A 13,526-nucleotide genomic window follows, 5' to 3' on the forward strand; every position below is an offset into this window, starting at 1 on the left:
CGGGCAACCTGCGGTGCTCGAGCCAAGCGGGGTCAAAAACAACTCGCTGCGCTCAAACAAGTTTTTGCCCTGATCCGCTTGTCTCTGCGCTCCTCGGCCCAGCCAGGACGGGGCAATCGGGAACGGGAACGGGGACAAATACCAACAAGGACTCGCCACGGCGAGTCCTTGTTTCTTCTGGTATTCGGGTTTCTGTCTTCGGCTGTTTGGTATTCGGTATTGGTATTTCTGTCTCCACCCCTTCTGTCTGCGCCGAGGAGCGCAGGTTCAGGCGGATCAGGGATCGCGATTGTCTGAGCCGAAGGCGAGTTCGAGCGAGACCCCGCCTGAACCGAGCACCGCAGGTTGCCCGCAGCGAAGCGAAGGGACGCAGACAGTAGGGTCGCCTTTCTTTTGCTTACTTTTCTTTGGCGAAGCAAAGAAAAGTGAGTTGCCGCCGGGCAACCCCGGCCAGCAGGATTCAGCAGAGGGCAGGCCGCCGGAGCAAGACCAGCCTCACCGCCCCCTCCAGGCAACAACAACCCCAATCAACCCCATCACCCCCACCAAACCCAAAATCACCCCGCGCCCCTCCATCACCCCGGCAAACACCCCCACCAGCATCCCCGCCAGCGGCTGCGACAGATTGTTCAGCATCACGATCACACCAGTCGTCTTGCCCAAGTCGCGCGGAGGAATGAGTTTTTGCCGCAGGCTACGGATGTAGACATTGAACATCTTGTCAAAGCCAATCACCAGCAAGAAGCCAACGATGTACACCCAGAAGTTGCCGGCCAGCCCGGTGAGCAAGCCGCCGGCCAGCATCACGCTGTAAGACACCAGGCCCAGCGTGGGCAGCGGCAACGCGGTGCGCGCGATGAAGAGCAGGATGATGACGGTGGCGATGGCGCCGGCGGTTTGCAGCACGGCGTAGTCGCCGGCTGAGCGCTGGAGCAGGCCGGTCACCATGGCGGCCGAGGTGGCCAGCGTGACACCGATGACGAGGTTGACGCCGGCCGCCAGCGCGATCACCTGCTTCAAACCCGGCAGGCGCAGCACCTGCGCAAACGCGGTGCGTATGGGCGCGGCCCAGTGGCCGGGAGCGGGCTCGGGTGCGGCCAGGGTGACGACGTTTTGTCGTTGCCACAGGGTGACGGCGCCGTCGGCGATGAGGAAAAAGCCCGCCGTGGCGCCGACGACCATGGGCCAGGGCATCCAGCGCAACAGCAGTGAGGCCAGCAAGGGCCCCAGCACCATGCCGAGCTGGTCTGCGATCTGCGCGTGGGCCAGCACTTTCTCAAAGCGGTGCTGCCGGAAGATTTGCGGCAGCATGACCTCGCGGGCCATCAGGCCCTGGGTCGTCAGCACACCGCAGACGGCCGACAGCGCAATCAGCCAGCCGACACCGCCCGCCCACTGAAACGCCACCACACCGGCCAGGCAGACCAGCGCGCGGAACAGCTGGCTGATGCGCAGCAGCTTGAGGGGCGACACCCGGTCGCACAGCGCGCCGCAGATGGGAAACGACAAAAAGCGCGGCAGCGTCTCCAGCGTGAAGGCAATGCCTGACCAGGCGACGCTGCCGGTGGTTTCAAACACCACAAGAGGCACCAGGAACAAAAGAATCTGGTCGGCGAGCCTGGAGAAGAACAGGGAGGCGTAAAACAGCAGGCCTTTGGCGCTAATGGCGCTGGTGCCGCTGTTGTTGTAATCGCTCACCCCGGCTCCCATGGCAGCCCGCCTGCGGGCGGGGCGGGTGTACTGCGCACCCGTGTATTGTTGTGAAAGCTATTTTTTAATAGCAGCTTACGCCCGTCCTGCCTGGTCTATCGGCGGTTTTTATGCCTAAACCCGCCAAACCGGTCAGTGCGCCTGTCTTCAGCCGCGGTCGGCGGCGTCTTCTTCCGGCCAGTCGCGGATGTAGGCCTTGAGCATCTTGTTTTCAAAGTTCTGGCTGTCGACCACGGCCTTGGCGACGTCATAGAAGCTGATCACACCCATCATGATTTTCTGGTTCATCACGGGCATGTAGCGCGCATGGCGGTCCAGCATCATGCGGCGCACTTCGTCGAGCTCGGTTTCAGAGGTGCAGGTGAGCGGGTGGTCGTCCATGGCGGTACGTACCAGGGTTGTTCCGATTTCGCCGCCGTTTTTGACGATGCAGACGATCACTTCGCGGAAGGTCAGCATGCCGACCAGGTCGCCGTGTTCCATGACCACCAGCGAGCCGATGTCTTTTTCGGCCATGATCTGGGCCGCCTTGGAAAGGGGTTCGTCAGGCTGGACGGTGTAAAGCGTGTTGCCCTTAACGCGCAGTATGTCTAGAACCTTCATGGCCGTCTCCTCGGTTGTGCTGCCAGCATGCCCCTCATTGTCCCACCGCGGCGCGGCAACAGGGAATTCAGTTTAAATATAGCCCACAATCAAACGGCTGGTTGCAAGAATCTGTTCGGGTTCTGGCGATTTCCCGGCGCACCGCCACTTTTTTCTGACTGGAGACAAACCCATGCCCGGTTACTCAGACCCCGGCTTCGACACCCTGGCGCTGCACGCCGGCGCCGCGCCCGACCCGGCCACCGGCGCGCGCGCCGTGCCGATTCACCTGACGACGTCTTTTGTCTTCGAGTCCAGCGACCACGCGGCCAGCCTCTTTAACCTCGAGCGCGCGGGCCACGTCTATTCGCGCATCAGCAACCCGACCAACGCGGTGCTGGAGCAGCGGGTGTCGGCCCTGGAAGGCGGCATAGGCGCGATTGCCACCGCCAGCGGGCAGGCGGCGCTGCACCTGGCCATCGCCACGCTGATGGGTGCGGGCTCGCACATCGTGGCCTCGACAGCGCTTTACGGCGGCAGCCAGAACCTGCTGCACTACACGATGCGCCGCTTCGGCATAGACACCACCTTTGTCAAACCCGGCGACCTGGAGGGTTGGCGTGCTGCCGTGCGGCCCAACACCAAGCTGTTTTTTGGCGAAACCGTGGGCAACCCCGGGCTGGACGTGCTGGACATCGAGGCGGTTTCCGGCATCGCCCACAAGGCCGGCGTACCGCTGCTGGTGGACTCCACCCTCACCTCGCCCTGGCTGATCAAGCCCTTTGAGCACGGCGCCGACCTGGTCTACCACTCGGCCACCAAATTTTTGAGTGGTCACGGCACTGTCATTGGCGGCATCGTGGTGGATGGCGGTAGCTTTGACTGGGAAAAGTCCGGCAAATTCGCAGAGCTGACCGAGGCCTATGACGGCTTTCACAACATGGTTTTCAGCGAGGAAAGCACCGTGGGCGCCTTTTTGCTGCGCGCGCGGCGCGAGGGCCTGCGCGACTTCGGCGCCTGCATGAGCCCGCACACCGCCTGGCTGATTTTGCAAGGCATTGAAACCCTGCCGCTGCGTATGGCGCGGCACATGGGCAACACCGAAAAGGTGGTGGAATTTCTGGCCAGCCACCCGCTGGTGGGGCGCGTGGGCCATCCGCTGCTTGAAACCCACAGCAGCCATGCGCTGGCCAAAAAGCTGCTGCCGCGCGGCGCGGGTTCGGTCTTCAGCTTTGACATCAAGGGCAACCGCGAGCAAGGCAAAGCCTTTATCGAAGCGCTCAAGGTCTTCAGCCATCTGGCCAATGTGGGCGACTGCCGCAGCCTGGTGATCCACCCGGCCAGCACCACGCATTTCCGCATGACCGACGAGGCGCTGTCTGGCGCCGGCATCACGCAGGGCACGATACGGCTATCGATCGGGCTGGAAGATCCGGACGATTTGATCGACGACCTGAAGCGCGCCCTCAAGGCGGCTGAAAAGGCGGGGGCATAAACATGTACCTCGACGTCAACGGCCACAAAACCTATTGCTACACCGGCGGCAAACCTTTTGACGCCGCCAAGCCCACGGCGGTGTTTATCCACGGCGTGCTGAACGACCACAGTGTGTGGATTTTGCAGACCCGCTACCTGGCCAACCACGGCTGGAACGTGCTGGCAGTCGACCTGCCCGGGCATTGCAAAAGCGCAGGCGAAGCGCCCTCTTCGGTGGAAGAAGCCGCGGACTTTGTCGCCGCGCTGCTGGGCGCGGCGGGCGTGCAGCGCACCGCGCTGGTCGGCCATAGCTGGGGTTCGCTGATCGCACTGGAGGCGGCTTCGCGGCTGAAAGAGCGCGTGAGCCACCTGGTGCTGGTCGGCACCGCCTTCCCGATGAAGGTGTCGCAGGCTTTGCTCGACGCGGCACTTAACGAGCCGATGAAGGCGCTGAATATGGTCAATGTGTTTTCACGCAGCACGCTGGCGCCTCCGCTGGGGGCAGGCAGCTGGGTGCACGGCGCCAGCATGGCGCTGGGCCGGCGCGTGCTGGCCAGCAATACCAAAGTCAATGTGTTCCACCGCGGCTTCAAGGCCTGCGACAGCTACGCCAATGGCGAATCAGCCATCAGCCAGATCAGCTGCCCGGTGCTGTTTGTGCTGGGCGCGCAAGACCAGATGACGATGCCCAAGGCGGCGCAGGGTTTGATCGGCAAGGCACGGGAGAGCGGCAAAAAAGTCGGCATCGCCAGCCTGCCGGTGGGCCACCACCAGATGAGTGAGACGCCGGAGGCCACGCTGTTCGCCATCCGCGACTTTCTTCAGACCCCACCGGCCTGACGCAGCGCATGGCAAGCCCTCTCGTCATTCCCACGCTCGCACAGGCGGTGGAGCATGTGCTCACCGCGATCGAAGGCGACATCGTGCTCGGCCTGCCGCTGGGCATAGGCAAGCCCAACCCCTTTGTGAACCTGCTCTACCGCCGCATCAAGGCCATGGGCAGCGATGCCAGGCCCCGGCGCCTGAAGATCATCACCGCGCTGTCGCTGGAAAAGCCCGAGGGCAAAAGCGAGCTGGAACAGAACTTCCTCACGCCGCTGGTTGAGCGCGTGTTCAAGGACTACCCCGACTTCGACTATGTGAAAGACCTGCGCGCGGGTGTGTTGCCGGCGCATATCGAGGTCTCGGAGTTTTTTCTCAAGACCGGCGACTACCTCGGCAATGAGCGCGCGCAGCAGGCCTACATCGCCACCAACTACACCTTTGTCGCCCGCGACATGGGCGTGCTGGGCGTGAATGTGATTGCGCAGGCTGTGGCCGCGCGTGAAGAGAATGGCGAACTCACCCTCTCATTGAGCAGCAACCCCGACGTGACCTTTGAGCTCGCCGAACGCCAGGCCGCGCAAGGCAAGCCGCTGCTGAAGGTAGGTGTGGTCAATCGCCAGATGCCCTTCATGCCCAACCATGCGGTGGCGCCAGCCGGTTTCTTTGACGTGGTGGTGACGGACGCCGAAGCCACGCACATTCTCTTCGCACCACCCAACAACAAGGTCGGCACGGCCGACTACGCCATCGGCCTGCACGCCGCCAGCCTGGTGGCGGACGGCGGCACGCTGCAGATTGGCATAGGCGCGCTGGGCGACGCCATTGCCCAGGCGTTGGTCGTGCGGGACAAAGACAACGCGGAATACCGTCGCATCATGGCGGCGCTGTCCCCCAATGGCTTGCAGGGCCGCGAGCTGGGCGGTTTTGAGCAAGGCCTTTATGCCTGCTCGGAAATGTTCGTCAACGGCATCCTGAAGCTCATCGAAGCGGGCATTGTGCGGCGCGAGGTGTTTGACGATGCGGCCTTGCAGCGCCTGGTCAACGAAGGCCGTGTACCGAATCTGGCAGTCAGCGCCGACACGCTTGCCGCGCTGATCGATGCCGGGCGAATCAGCGCCACACTGAGCGCTGACGACCTGGCTTTTCTGCAACGCTTTGGCGTGCTCGGCAACAAGGTCCGGTTAACGCAAGACGGCGCGCTCGACGTGGCCGGCACGCGCGTAGCCAACCGGCTTGGCGACCCTGCCGTACGCGCCGCGCTGCGAGACGCCGGCGGGCTGGGTACACGCCTTGTGGGCGGTGTGGTGCTGCACGGCGGCTTCTTCCTCGGCCCCACTGATTTCTACGAGCATCTGCGCAGCATGCCGCCCGAGATGCTGGCGAAGATCGACATGACGCGCATCGACTTCATCAACCAGATCCAGGGCCAAAGCCGCCTCAAGCAGGCGCAGCGCACCCAGGGCCGCTTCATGAACACGACCATGATGGTCACGCTGCTGGGCGCGGCGGTGTCGGACGGGCTGGAGTCCGGGCAAGTCGTCTCAGGTGTGGGCGGGCAATACAACTTTGTGGCCATGGCGCATGCCTTGCCCGACGCGCGCTCCATCCTGATGCTGCGCTCCACCTACGACCACAAAGAGGGCGTGCGCAGCACGCTGGTGTGGAATTACGCGTATGAAACCATCCCACGCCACCTGCGTGATGTGGTCATCACCGAATACGGCGTGGCCGACCTGCGCGCCCAGCCCGACGGTGAAGTCGTCAAGCGGTTGATCGCGATTGCGGACTCACGCTTTCAAGGCGACCTTGTCGCGCAAGCCAAAGCCGCCGGCAAGCTGGATGCGAATTACGAGGTACCCGAGCAGCACCGCCAGAACCTGCCCGAGGTGCTGCGTGCGCGGCTGCAGCCGTGGAATGCTTCAGCGCTGCTGCCCGACTTCCCCTTCGGCACCGACCTGACGGCAGATGAGCTGCGCATCGTGGCCGCCCTGCGGCAAATGCAGCACGCCAGCCAACACCCGGCCGAGCTGGTGGCCATGCTGGTCAAAAGCCTGTGGACGGACCGCGAAGCGCCGCCGGCCTATTTGCAGCGACTGGGCCTGGACGACGCGACGAGCCTGCGCAAGATAGTGATGCGCAAGCTGTTTGCCGGAAACCTTTAACAAGCCAGGGTTGCACGATGACCACCACTTCGCCCCTCGCCTCTTTTGCCATCACCCCGGCCATGCCTGCCGCCCGCGCGATGGAGATCGCAGCCGGCTTTGACCTGCGCGCCCTGCCCCCGGACTTTTATACCAACCCGTATCCGGTGTACGCTGCGCTGCGCGAAAGCGAACCCATACGCCGCATGCCCGACGGCTCCTACTTCCTCACGCGCCATGCCGACATCGTGGCGGTGTACCGCGATGCGCAGACCTTCAGCTCAGACAAAAAGGTGGAGTTCGAGCCCAAGTACGGCGCGGGTTCGGCGCTGTTTGAGCACCACACCACCAGTCTGGTCTTCAACGACCCGCCGCTGCACACGCGGGTGCGCAAGCTCATCATGGGCGCGCTCACGCGGCGTGCGATTGCCGATATGGAGCCGGGCCTGATCACGCTGGTCGACAGTCTGCTTGACGCGATTGACGCCAAAGGCGGCGGTGACCTGATTGAAGATTTCGCTTCGGCCATTCCAGTTGAGATCATCGGCAACTTGCTGGGCGTGCCGCATACCGACCGGGGCCCGCTGCGCGCCTGGTCACTGGCGATTCTGGGCGCGCTGGAGCCCAAACTCACGCTGGAGCAGGAAACCCTGGGCAACCAGAGCGTGCGCGACTTCACCGCTTACCTCAAAGAGCTGGTGGCAAACAGACGCCGGCACCCGGGCGACCCGGAGCACGACGTGCTGACGCGGCTTATTCAAGGCGAAGCCGCCGGCGAGAAACTCAGCGAAACCGAGCTGCTGCAGAACTGCGTGTTCATCCTCAACGCCGGGCATGAAACCACCACCAACCTGATCGGCAATGCCCTGGTGCTGTTGCAGGAGTGGCCAGAGGCCAAAAAACACCTGCTATCAAAACTGGAGCTGCTTGCGCCCGCTGATAAAGGGGTTCAGCCAGATTTGAGTGTTGAAATCGATGAATTTTTGCGTTTTGAGCCGTCCAACCAGCTGAGCAACCGGCGCGCGCTCAAGGCCTGCCAGCTGGGCGGCGTAGAGCTGCCCGAGGGCGCGCTGCTGACGCTGTGCATAGGTGCGGCCAACCGCGACCCGGCGCAGTTTGCGAACGCCGAGACGCTGGACCTGACGCGCCAGGACAACCGCCACCTGGCCTTCGGCTTTGGCATTCACCAGTGCGCCGGGCTCAGCCTGGCGCGGCTGGAAGGCCGGATCGCGGTGGGCCGTTTTGTGCAGCGTTTTCCGGATTACCGGCTGGCGGCCAGCCCTACGCGCGGCGGCCGTGCGCGCTTCAGGGGATTTCTGAAGGCGCCGTTTTCCGTCTAGTTCAGGCGGGCTTTATCCAGTGCTGCGGCGCCGCGTGCAAGCCTTGCAGCAGCGACTGCGTTGACGCCAGGTGGGGCGTGGCCGCACCGGGTTCGGCCAGCGAATCCAGCAGGCGCGACAGGGTGTGCGCATGCGGCGTGAGCGGCCCCAGAAAACGGGTGCCGCCCGCATCAGCCACCAGCAGTGTGGGAAAGGTCTCCACTTCAATGTCACCAACCAGATCGGCCTGGTCTTCAATGTCCAGCCAGGCAAAACGGCTGCCGGGGTAGCGCGCGGCCATCTCTTTAAAAACCAGGCCGTAGTCGCGGCACAGGCCGCACCAGTCAGCGCACAGGCAGATGACCCAGTTCACCGCAAGACCGGGCGCGCTGGAAGGTGCCGTCTGAGGTGCCGTTTGCGGCGTGGCGATAGGGGGCATGTGAGGGGCGTCGACTTGGAGACAGAGGGGATTGACTATTATGTCCACCGCCGCAAAATGAGGAGCGACACGGGGCTATCACGACAAACAACCCGGAGCAGGAGACACACGATGAACGCGACTGAAACGGCCCCTCAGGCGGGCCCCGCCCCTACACCGGTAGATCCGCGAAGCTTTGACTCCTTCGCCAGCTTCTACCCCTTTTATCTTGGGGAGCACCGCAACCCCACCTGCCGCCGCATGCATTTTGTGGGCTCCACGCTCACGCTGCTGTGCCTGGCGGCTCTGGTCATCACACGCAACCCCTGGTGGCTGCTGGCAGGCCTGCTCTGCGGCTACGGCTTTGCCTGGATAGGCCACTTCGGCTTTGAGAAAAACAAGCCGGCCTCGTTCAAGCGCCCGCTTTACAGCTTTATGGGCGACTGGGTGATGTACCGGGACATGTGGGCCCAGGCCTTTCGCAAGGCCAAGGGCTAGCCAAACGGCTACAAAGCGGGCTGGAGTTCGAAGCCTGCAGACTTCAGGGCCTTGAGGCAGGCGGCGCCGGCTTCCATCGCAGCCTCGTGCGTCGGGTAAGGATGGTCCGAAGCCTCCACACGCTGGTCAGCGGTGTGTTCATCGGCCGACAAACGCGTCACGACCCAATAAAAAAGGCCTATCGAAGGCTCTCTCACACGCACGGCGAGCGGTCCAGGCGCCGTGGGCGTCACGGGCCCGATGGAAGGCGGCAACTGGCTCATAAAACCCGCCCCAGCTCATTGCTCACGTCTTTGACTGAAGGGCCAACTTCGGCCACGGCGACGCGCAGTTCGAGTTCGCTGCAATCGAGCGCGGAAACCCAGTAGTTGAGGGAGGCCTCTTCATTGACGTTGATGGGCTGGTTGTCTAAAGGTGCGTCAGTAACGGGGGAGGACGGCGATGTCACGGTTGTCACGGTTTTCTCCGGCAGGTAGTGAATGGATGCAGCACATATTGCTGCGGTCTTCACGCCGGGCTTGTAAGAATCGAGCCCGCTTTTTTGAAATCCCGGCCGGAAAAAAGCAACGAAACGTGCAGGCAGGTGACGATCTATGCACGCATGTATGAATGCGTGTGAATAAGGCAGGCACGCTTACACGCGAGCCTTATCACCTCACCTTATGAGCTTCTAAACCCGGCCATGCCGCAGACCGATGCTCAAGCCTGCTTCTTCTGCGCAGGGCGTCTGGTTTGCGCCCCACCCGCAGGCCTGGCCGGTGCGCGCGATGCCCGCTGGTCCTGTTTTTCGACATAGCTCTTGTACAGCTTGGCAGCGACGCCGGAGGTGATGGCAAACACAATTAATTTTTTCAGCATGAAAGTCTCCACGGGATGAATGACGGGCGGAGCGCAAAGCCCCGGGCCGGCCCTGTCTGGCCAGCCTGGGTTCATCGTAAGGAGGTCAACGCGGTTGGCGGGTACGCCGGCACCGCACGCGCCTGTGCGGCCTGTCTGACTGCGGCAGGCAGCCAGGCCTAAGCAGCGGGCTCGCCGTCGACACGAATACCCAGTTGCCTGACCTTCACACGCTGCTCCACCGCCTGGCTCCACGCCTCAAAGTCTTCATTGGTGGGCGCCGGGCCCTTACCGGTCTGGTAGGCCCACATTTTGGCGGTCAGCTTTTGATAGATGTACCGGGCTTCGCGCTGGGCCTGCCGCTCCTGGGCAATGGCGCCGTCCAGCTTTTCCCGGGCATTTGATTTTTCTGGCATCTTGTGTGCGACGAAATAAAAAAATGGGAAGGGGGAAAGGAGAGACGGATTATTTTGCGGCGCCTCAGCGATTTGCAAGCCATATCCCCAATCGCAAATCGGTTTTTTTCAGGTGAACCGCCGCGTGGGTTGCCCGATCAAGCCCGCCAGGGCAGCGAGCTATTCACTCTTCTTTTTATAGCGCGTCACGCAGCCGTATGGCGGGCCACTGGGCTTTTTCCCATAGATTCTGCACGGACTCGGCCTTGTCGAGCAGCAGAACCTGCATCAGCGGCTCCAGCGGCGTCGCGTCCGGGTCTGCCAGCAGCAGGTAGCGGGCCGCCTGCTCGCCTTCAGCCTCATTGAGCTGGCCGACCCAGTCCAGCGACACCAGCGTTTCCAGCACCGGCTCCAGCTGCAAGCCGTCGACCTGCAGCCGCTCCGCCAGCTGCGAGGCGGTGAGGCCCCGGCCCGGCAGGGCCAGCGCCTTGTGCAGTTGCTGCAGCACCTCAATGGACAGCTGGAAGTACCAGCCGTGCGCACTGCCCCGCCGCGCCACACCGGCCAGCAGGCTGGGCAGGTAGGCGGCAATGACCGCGCCCATCAGCACGATGACCCAGGAGACATAAATCCACACCAGCAAAATCGGCAAGGTCGCAAAAGCGCCGTACACCATCGAATACGTGGGCACCGCGCTCAGGTAAAGGCTGAGCATGCGCTTGGCCACCTCGATGCCGGCCGCGACAAACAGCCCGCCCGCCCAGGCGTGTGACCATTTCACATGGGTGTTGGGCACATAGCGGTACAGCGCCGCCATGCCGCCGGCCACAATGAAAAACTGCAGCGTGCTGAGCAAAAACCGCAGGCTGGCCGGCAAGGCCCCCACCAGCCCGCCCGAGGCCGACAGCACATAAGACGTGACCGCCAGGCTGGCCGCCAGCAGCAAGGGGCCCAGCGTGATGGCGGCCCAGTAAATCAGCACACGCTGCGTCAGCGGGCGTGCCTTCTTCACGCGCCAGATGCCGTTGAGCGTGCGGTCTATGGTGAGGATGAGCGCAATCGCCGTGACCAGCAGCACGGCCAGGCCGGCAATGCCCAGCTTGTTGGCCTGGCGGCTGAATTGCGTGAGGTAGCCCAGCACCTGGCGGGCAATGTTGTCGGGAATCAGGCTCTGGATCAGCCAGCCCTGCAGCGCGCCCTGCAGCTTCGCGAACATGGGGAAGGCTGTAAAAATCGCCAGCGCCACAGTGAAAAACGGCACCAGCGCGATCGAGGTGGTGAAGGTCAGGCTGCTGGCGGTCAGGCCCATGTGGTCTTCGCGGAAACGGTCGCGCAGCGTGAGCGCGGTGTGGCGCCACGGAAAGGTCGAAAGGCCCTCCAAAAGGTCCTGCAGGTATTGCTGAAATTTCATCCCCGGTATCATGCCACCGACACCCCATGGATCCTCCCCGGAAACTTCCTGGAAAATTTCCGGAATTGGGGCTGGCTCCCCTCAACATGAACAAAACAACACAAATCGACTTCACCCGCCGCCTGGCGCTAGGCAGCCTGCTGGGCCTGATCGTGCTGGGCCTGGCCTGGGAGATGTGGCTGGCGCCCATACGCCCGGGCGGCTCGCTGCTGGCGCTCAAGGTCTTGCCGCTGTGCATTCCGCTGGCCGGCATCCTGAAAAACCGCATGTACACCTACCGCTGGGTCAGCCTGCTGGTGTGGCTGTACTTCACCGAAGGCGTGGTGCGGGCCTGGAGCGACCGCGCGCCCGGCAACTACCTGGCCTTTGTCGAGGTGCTGCTGTGCCTCACGCTCTTCGCCGCCTGCGCGCTCCACGTGCGTGTGCGCCTGAAAAACGCCCAGCCCCCTGCGACCCCATCAACTCTCTAACCCGAGCCGAACACCGTGAGCACGCACACCCAACTGATCGAATCCCTGCGCCAGATCGTCGGCGCCAGCAATGTCCTGACCGACGGCGACCTGACGCCCTGGGTACAGGACTGGCGCAAGCGCGAAACCGGCAAAGCCCTGGCCGTCGTGCGCCCCGGCTCCACGCCGGAAGTCGCGGCTGTGGTCAAAGCCTGCGCCGCGGCCCGCGTGAGCATCGTGCCGCAAGGCGGCAATACCGGCATGGTGGTGGGCTCGACCCCGGATGCCAGCGGCACGCAGGTGGTGCTCAGCCTGACGCGCATGAACAAAGTGCGCACGCTGGACGCCGGCAACCTGACGATCACGGTGGATGCCGGCTGCGTGCTGCAAAACCTGCAGGAAGCCTGCGAAAAAGCCGGTTTCCTGTTTCCCCTGAGCCTGGCCTCGGAAGGCAGCTGCACCATAGGCGGCAACCTCGGCACCAACGCAGGCGGCACCCAGGTTGTGCGCTACGGCAATACGCGCGACCTCTGCCTGGGGCTGGAAGTCGTGAACGCGCAGGGCGAAATCTGGGACGGCCTCTCGGGCTTGCGCAAAGACAACACCGGCTACGACCTGCGCCACCTCTTCATCGGCAGTGAAGGCACGCTGGGCGTGATTACCGGCGCGACCATGAAGCTTTACCCCATGCCCAAATCCCAGCTCACCGCTTTTGCCGCCGTGCCTTCGCTAGAGGCTGCTGTGGAGTTGCTGGGCCTGGCGCACCAGCACCTGGGCTCGGGCCTGACGGGTTTTGAGGTCATGGGCCAGTTCGCGCTAAGCCTGGTGGCCAAACACTTCCCGCAGCAGCGTGTGCCCTTCTGGCAAGAGCACGCCTGGTGCGTGGTGCTGGAGAATTCGGACAACGAGTCCGAAGCCCATGCGCGTGAATGCTTTGAGCGCCTGCTGGAGGCCGCCATGGAGGCGGGCTGCGTGGTCGACGCGGTGGTCGCCGAAAGCATGGCGCAGGCGCATGCCTTGTGGCACATCCGCGAAAGCATCCCGATGGCGCAGGCCGAAGAGGGATTGAACATCAAGCACGACATCTCGATCAATGTGTCGCGCATCCCCGAGTTCGTGACTGAAACCAATGCGCTGCTGCTCGAGCGTTTTCCCGGTGCGCGCATGGTGGTCTACGGCCACCTGGGCGACGGCAACCTGCACTACAACGTGCAGGCGCCGGAGAACGAAGACCAGGCGCGTTTCCTCAACGAACAGGAAACGCCGATGAATGCGCTGGTTTATGAAGCGGTGGACCGCTACCGGGGCTCAATCTCGGCCGAGCACGGTGTCGGCAGCCTGAAGGTCAACACGCTGCCCAAGCACAAATCACCCGTGGCGCTGGACATGATGCGCGCCATCAAGCAGGGGCTGGATCCGCAGAACCTGATGAACCCGGGGCGGGTGCTGAAGGCGTAGCCGCAGC

General features: G+C 63.3%; 15 protein-coding genes. 7 read left to right on the forward strand and 8 right to left on the reverse strand.

Features of this window, described 5'->3' with window-relative positions; translation table 11 throughout:
• Window positions 1–495 precede the first annotated feature (495 nt).
• Together BM408_RS15115 and BM408_RS15120 are read right to left on the reverse strand one after the other, a co-directional pair.
• A complete protein-coding gene (locus BM408_RS15115) occupies window positions 496–1,698 on the reverse strand; it encodes an MFS transporter (RefSeq protein ID WP_371327020.1) in 1,203 nt (400 codons plus the stop codon).
• Window positions 1,699–1,857: 159 nt separating this feature from the next.
• Window positions 1,858–2,313 (reverse strand): CBS domain-containing protein, encoded by a 456-nt coding sequence (locus tag BM408_RS15120; RefSeq protein ID WP_092130708.1) that lies wholly within the window; start codon window positions 2,311–2,313, stop codon window positions 1,858–1,860.
• 172 nt (window positions 2,314–2,485) lie between these two features.
• Between BM408_RS15120 and BM408_RS15125 the strand changes: the two genes are divergently transcribed.
• The 4 genes from BM408_RS15125 (at window position 2,486) to BM408_RS15140 (ending at window position 8,074) form a co-directional block, all read left to right on the forward strand.
• Window positions 2,486–3,787, forward strand: a complete 1,302-nt coding sequence (locus BM408_RS15125) for an O-acetylhomoserine aminocarboxypropyltransferase (protein ID WP_092130709.1) — start codon at window positions 2,486–2,488, stop codon at window positions 3,785–3,787.
• A 2-nt stretch (window positions 3,788–3,789) separates the two neighbouring features.
• Window positions 3,790–4,608, forward strand: coding sequence for an alpha/beta fold hydrolase (locus BM408_RS15130; RefSeq protein ID WP_092130710.1), 819 nt, complete (start codon window positions 3,790–3,792; stop codon window positions 4,606–4,608).
• Between the two features lie 8 nt (window positions 4,609–4,616).
• Window positions 4,617–6,755, forward strand: coding sequence for an acetyl-CoA hydrolase/transferase C-terminal domain-containing protein (locus tag BM408_RS15135; RefSeq protein WP_092130711.1), 2,139 nt, complete (start codon window positions 4,617–4,619; stop codon window positions 6,753–6,755).
• Window positions 6,756–6,817: 62 nt separating this feature from the next.
• Window positions 6,818–8,074, forward strand: coding sequence for a cytochrome P450 (locus BM408_RS15140; RefSeq protein WP_092130947.1), 1,257 nt, complete (start codon window positions 6,818–6,820; stop codon window positions 8,072–8,074).
• A gap of 1 nt (window position 8,075) precedes the next feature.
• On the opposite strand, the gene BM408_RS15145 is transcribed toward BM408_RS15140, so the two are convergent.
• Window positions 8,076–8,492: a thioredoxin family protein gene (locus tag BM408_RS15145; protein WP_092130712.1), complete on the reverse strand. Its 417-nt coding sequence runs from the start codon at window positions 8,490–8,492 to the stop codon at window positions 8,076–8,078.
• 111 nt (window positions 8,493–8,603) lie between these two features.
• Here BM408_RS15145 and BM408_RS15150 point away from each other — a divergent pair, with 111 nt between their 5' ends.
• The gene (locus BM408_RS15150) at window positions 8,604–8,969 is read left to right on the forward strand and encodes an Mpo1-like protein (protein ID WP_092130713.1); all 366 of its coding nucleotides are present in this window, start codon (window positions 8,604–8,606) and stop codon (window positions 8,967–8,969) included.
• Window positions 8,970–8,977: 8 nt separating this feature from the next.
• Here BM408_RS15150 and BM408_RS15155 read toward each other — a convergent pair whose 3' ends face one another.
• The 5 genes from BM408_RS15155 to BM408_RS15170 form a co-directional block, all read right to left on the reverse strand.
• Window positions 8,978–9,232: a hypothetical protein gene (locus BM408_RS15155; RefSeq protein WP_092130714.1), complete on the reverse strand. Its 255-nt coding sequence runs from the start codon at window positions 9,230–9,232 to the stop codon at window positions 8,978–8,980.
• On the reverse strand, window positions 9,229–9,426 hold the full coding sequence (locus BM408_RS22780; protein WP_254774836.1) for a DUF3606 domain-containing protein: 198 nt from the start codon (window positions 9,424–9,426) through the stop codon (window positions 9,229–9,231). The genes BM408_RS15155 and BM408_RS22780 overlap by 4 nt, the downstream gene beginning before the upstream one ends.
• Before the next feature lie 242 nt (window positions 9,427–9,668).
• The gene (locus BM408_RS22975; protein ID WP_175541809.1) at window positions 9,669–9,827 is read right to left on the reverse strand and encodes a hypothetical protein; all 159 of its coding nucleotides are present in this window, start codon (window positions 9,825–9,827) and stop codon (window positions 9,669–9,671) included.
• Between the two features lie 158 nt (window positions 9,828–9,985).
• Window positions 9,986–10,222 carry a hypothetical protein gene (locus BM408_RS15165; RefSeq protein WP_092130716.1) on the reverse strand — a complete coding sequence of 79 codons (237 nt, stop codon included), beginning with the start codon at window positions 10,220–10,222 and terminating at the stop codon, window positions 9,986–9,988.
• Between the two features lie 175 nt (window positions 10,223–10,397).
• Window positions 10,398–11,612, reverse strand: a complete 1,215-nt coding sequence (locus BM408_RS15170) for a YihY family inner membrane protein (protein WP_254774837.1) — start codon at window positions 11,610–11,612, stop codon at window positions 10,398–10,400.
• Between the two features lie 86 nt (window positions 11,613–11,698).
• On the opposite strand from BM408_RS15170, the gene BM408_RS15175 reads away from it, so the two are divergent.
• Together BM408_RS15175 and BM408_RS15180 are read left to right on the forward strand one after the other, a co-directional pair.
• Window positions 11,699–12,082 (forward strand): DUF2069 domain-containing protein, encoded by a 384-nt coding sequence (locus tag BM408_RS15175; RefSeq protein WP_092130718.1) that lies wholly within the window; start codon window positions 11,699–11,701, stop codon window positions 12,080–12,082.
• A 15-nt stretch (window positions 12,083–12,097) separates the two neighbouring features.
• Entirely contained in the window at window positions 12,098–13,519 is a 1,422-nt protein-coding gene (locus tag BM408_RS15180) for an FAD-binding oxidoreductase (protein ID WP_092130719.1), read from the forward strand.
• Window positions 13,520–13,526 lie beyond the last annotated feature (7 nt).

Origin of the sequence: Polaromonas sp. YR568, from assembly GCF_900116715.1 — a bacterium.
In the GTDB taxonomy this organism is placed as follows: Bacteria; Pseudomonadota; Gammaproteobacteria; order Burkholderiales; family Burkholderiaceae_C; genus Polaromonas.

Bases quoted from the DNA above. Each gene is read 5' to 3' on its own strand.
- BM408_RS15120 (WP_092130708.1), bottom strand. From the start codon at position 2,313: ATGAAGGTTCTAGACATACTGCGCGTTAAGGGCAACACGCTTTACACC.
- BM408_RS15125 (WP_092130709.1), top strand. From the start codon at position 2,486: ATGCCCGGTTACTCAGACCCCGGCTTCGACACCCTGGCGCTGCACGCC.
- BM408_RS15130 (WP_092130710.1), top strand. From the start codon at position 3,790: ATGTACCTCGACGTCAACGGCCACAAAACCTATTGCTACACCGGCGGC.
- BM408_RS15135 (WP_092130711.1), top strand. From the start codon at position 4,617: ATGGCAAGCCCTCTCGTCATTCCCACGCTCGCACAGGCGGTGGAGCAT.
- BM408_RS15140 (WP_092130947.1), top strand. From the start codon at position 6,818: ATGCCTGCCGCCCGCGCGATGGAGATCGCAGCCGGCTTTGACCTGCGC.
- BM408_RS15145 (WP_092130712.1), bottom strand. From the start codon at position 8,492: ATGCCCCCTATCGCCACGCCGCAAACGGCACCTCAGACGGCACCTTCC.
- BM408_RS15150 (WP_092130713.1), top strand. From the start codon at position 8,604: ATGAACGCGACTGAAACGGCCCCTCAGGCGGGCCCCGCCCCTACACCG.
- BM408_RS15155 (WP_092130714.1), bottom strand. From the start codon at position 9,232: ATGAGCCAGTTGCCGCCTTCCATCGGGCCCGTGACGCCCACGGCGCCT.
- BM408_RS22975 (WP_175541809.1), bottom strand. From the start codon at position 9,827: ATGCTGAAAAAATTAATTGTGTTTGCCATCACCTCCGGCGTCGCTGCC.
- BM408_RS15165 (WP_092130716.1), bottom strand. From the start codon at position 10,222: ATGCCAGAAAAATCAAATGCCCGGGAAAAGCTGGACGGCGCCATTGCC.
- BM408_RS15170 (WP_254774837.1), bottom strand. From the start codon at position 11,612: ATGAAATTTCAGCAATACCTGCAGGACCTTTTGGAGGGCCTTTCGACC.
- BM408_RS15175 (WP_092130718.1), top strand. From the start codon at position 11,699: ATGAACAAAACAACACAAATCGACTTCACCCGCCGCCTGGCGCTAGGC.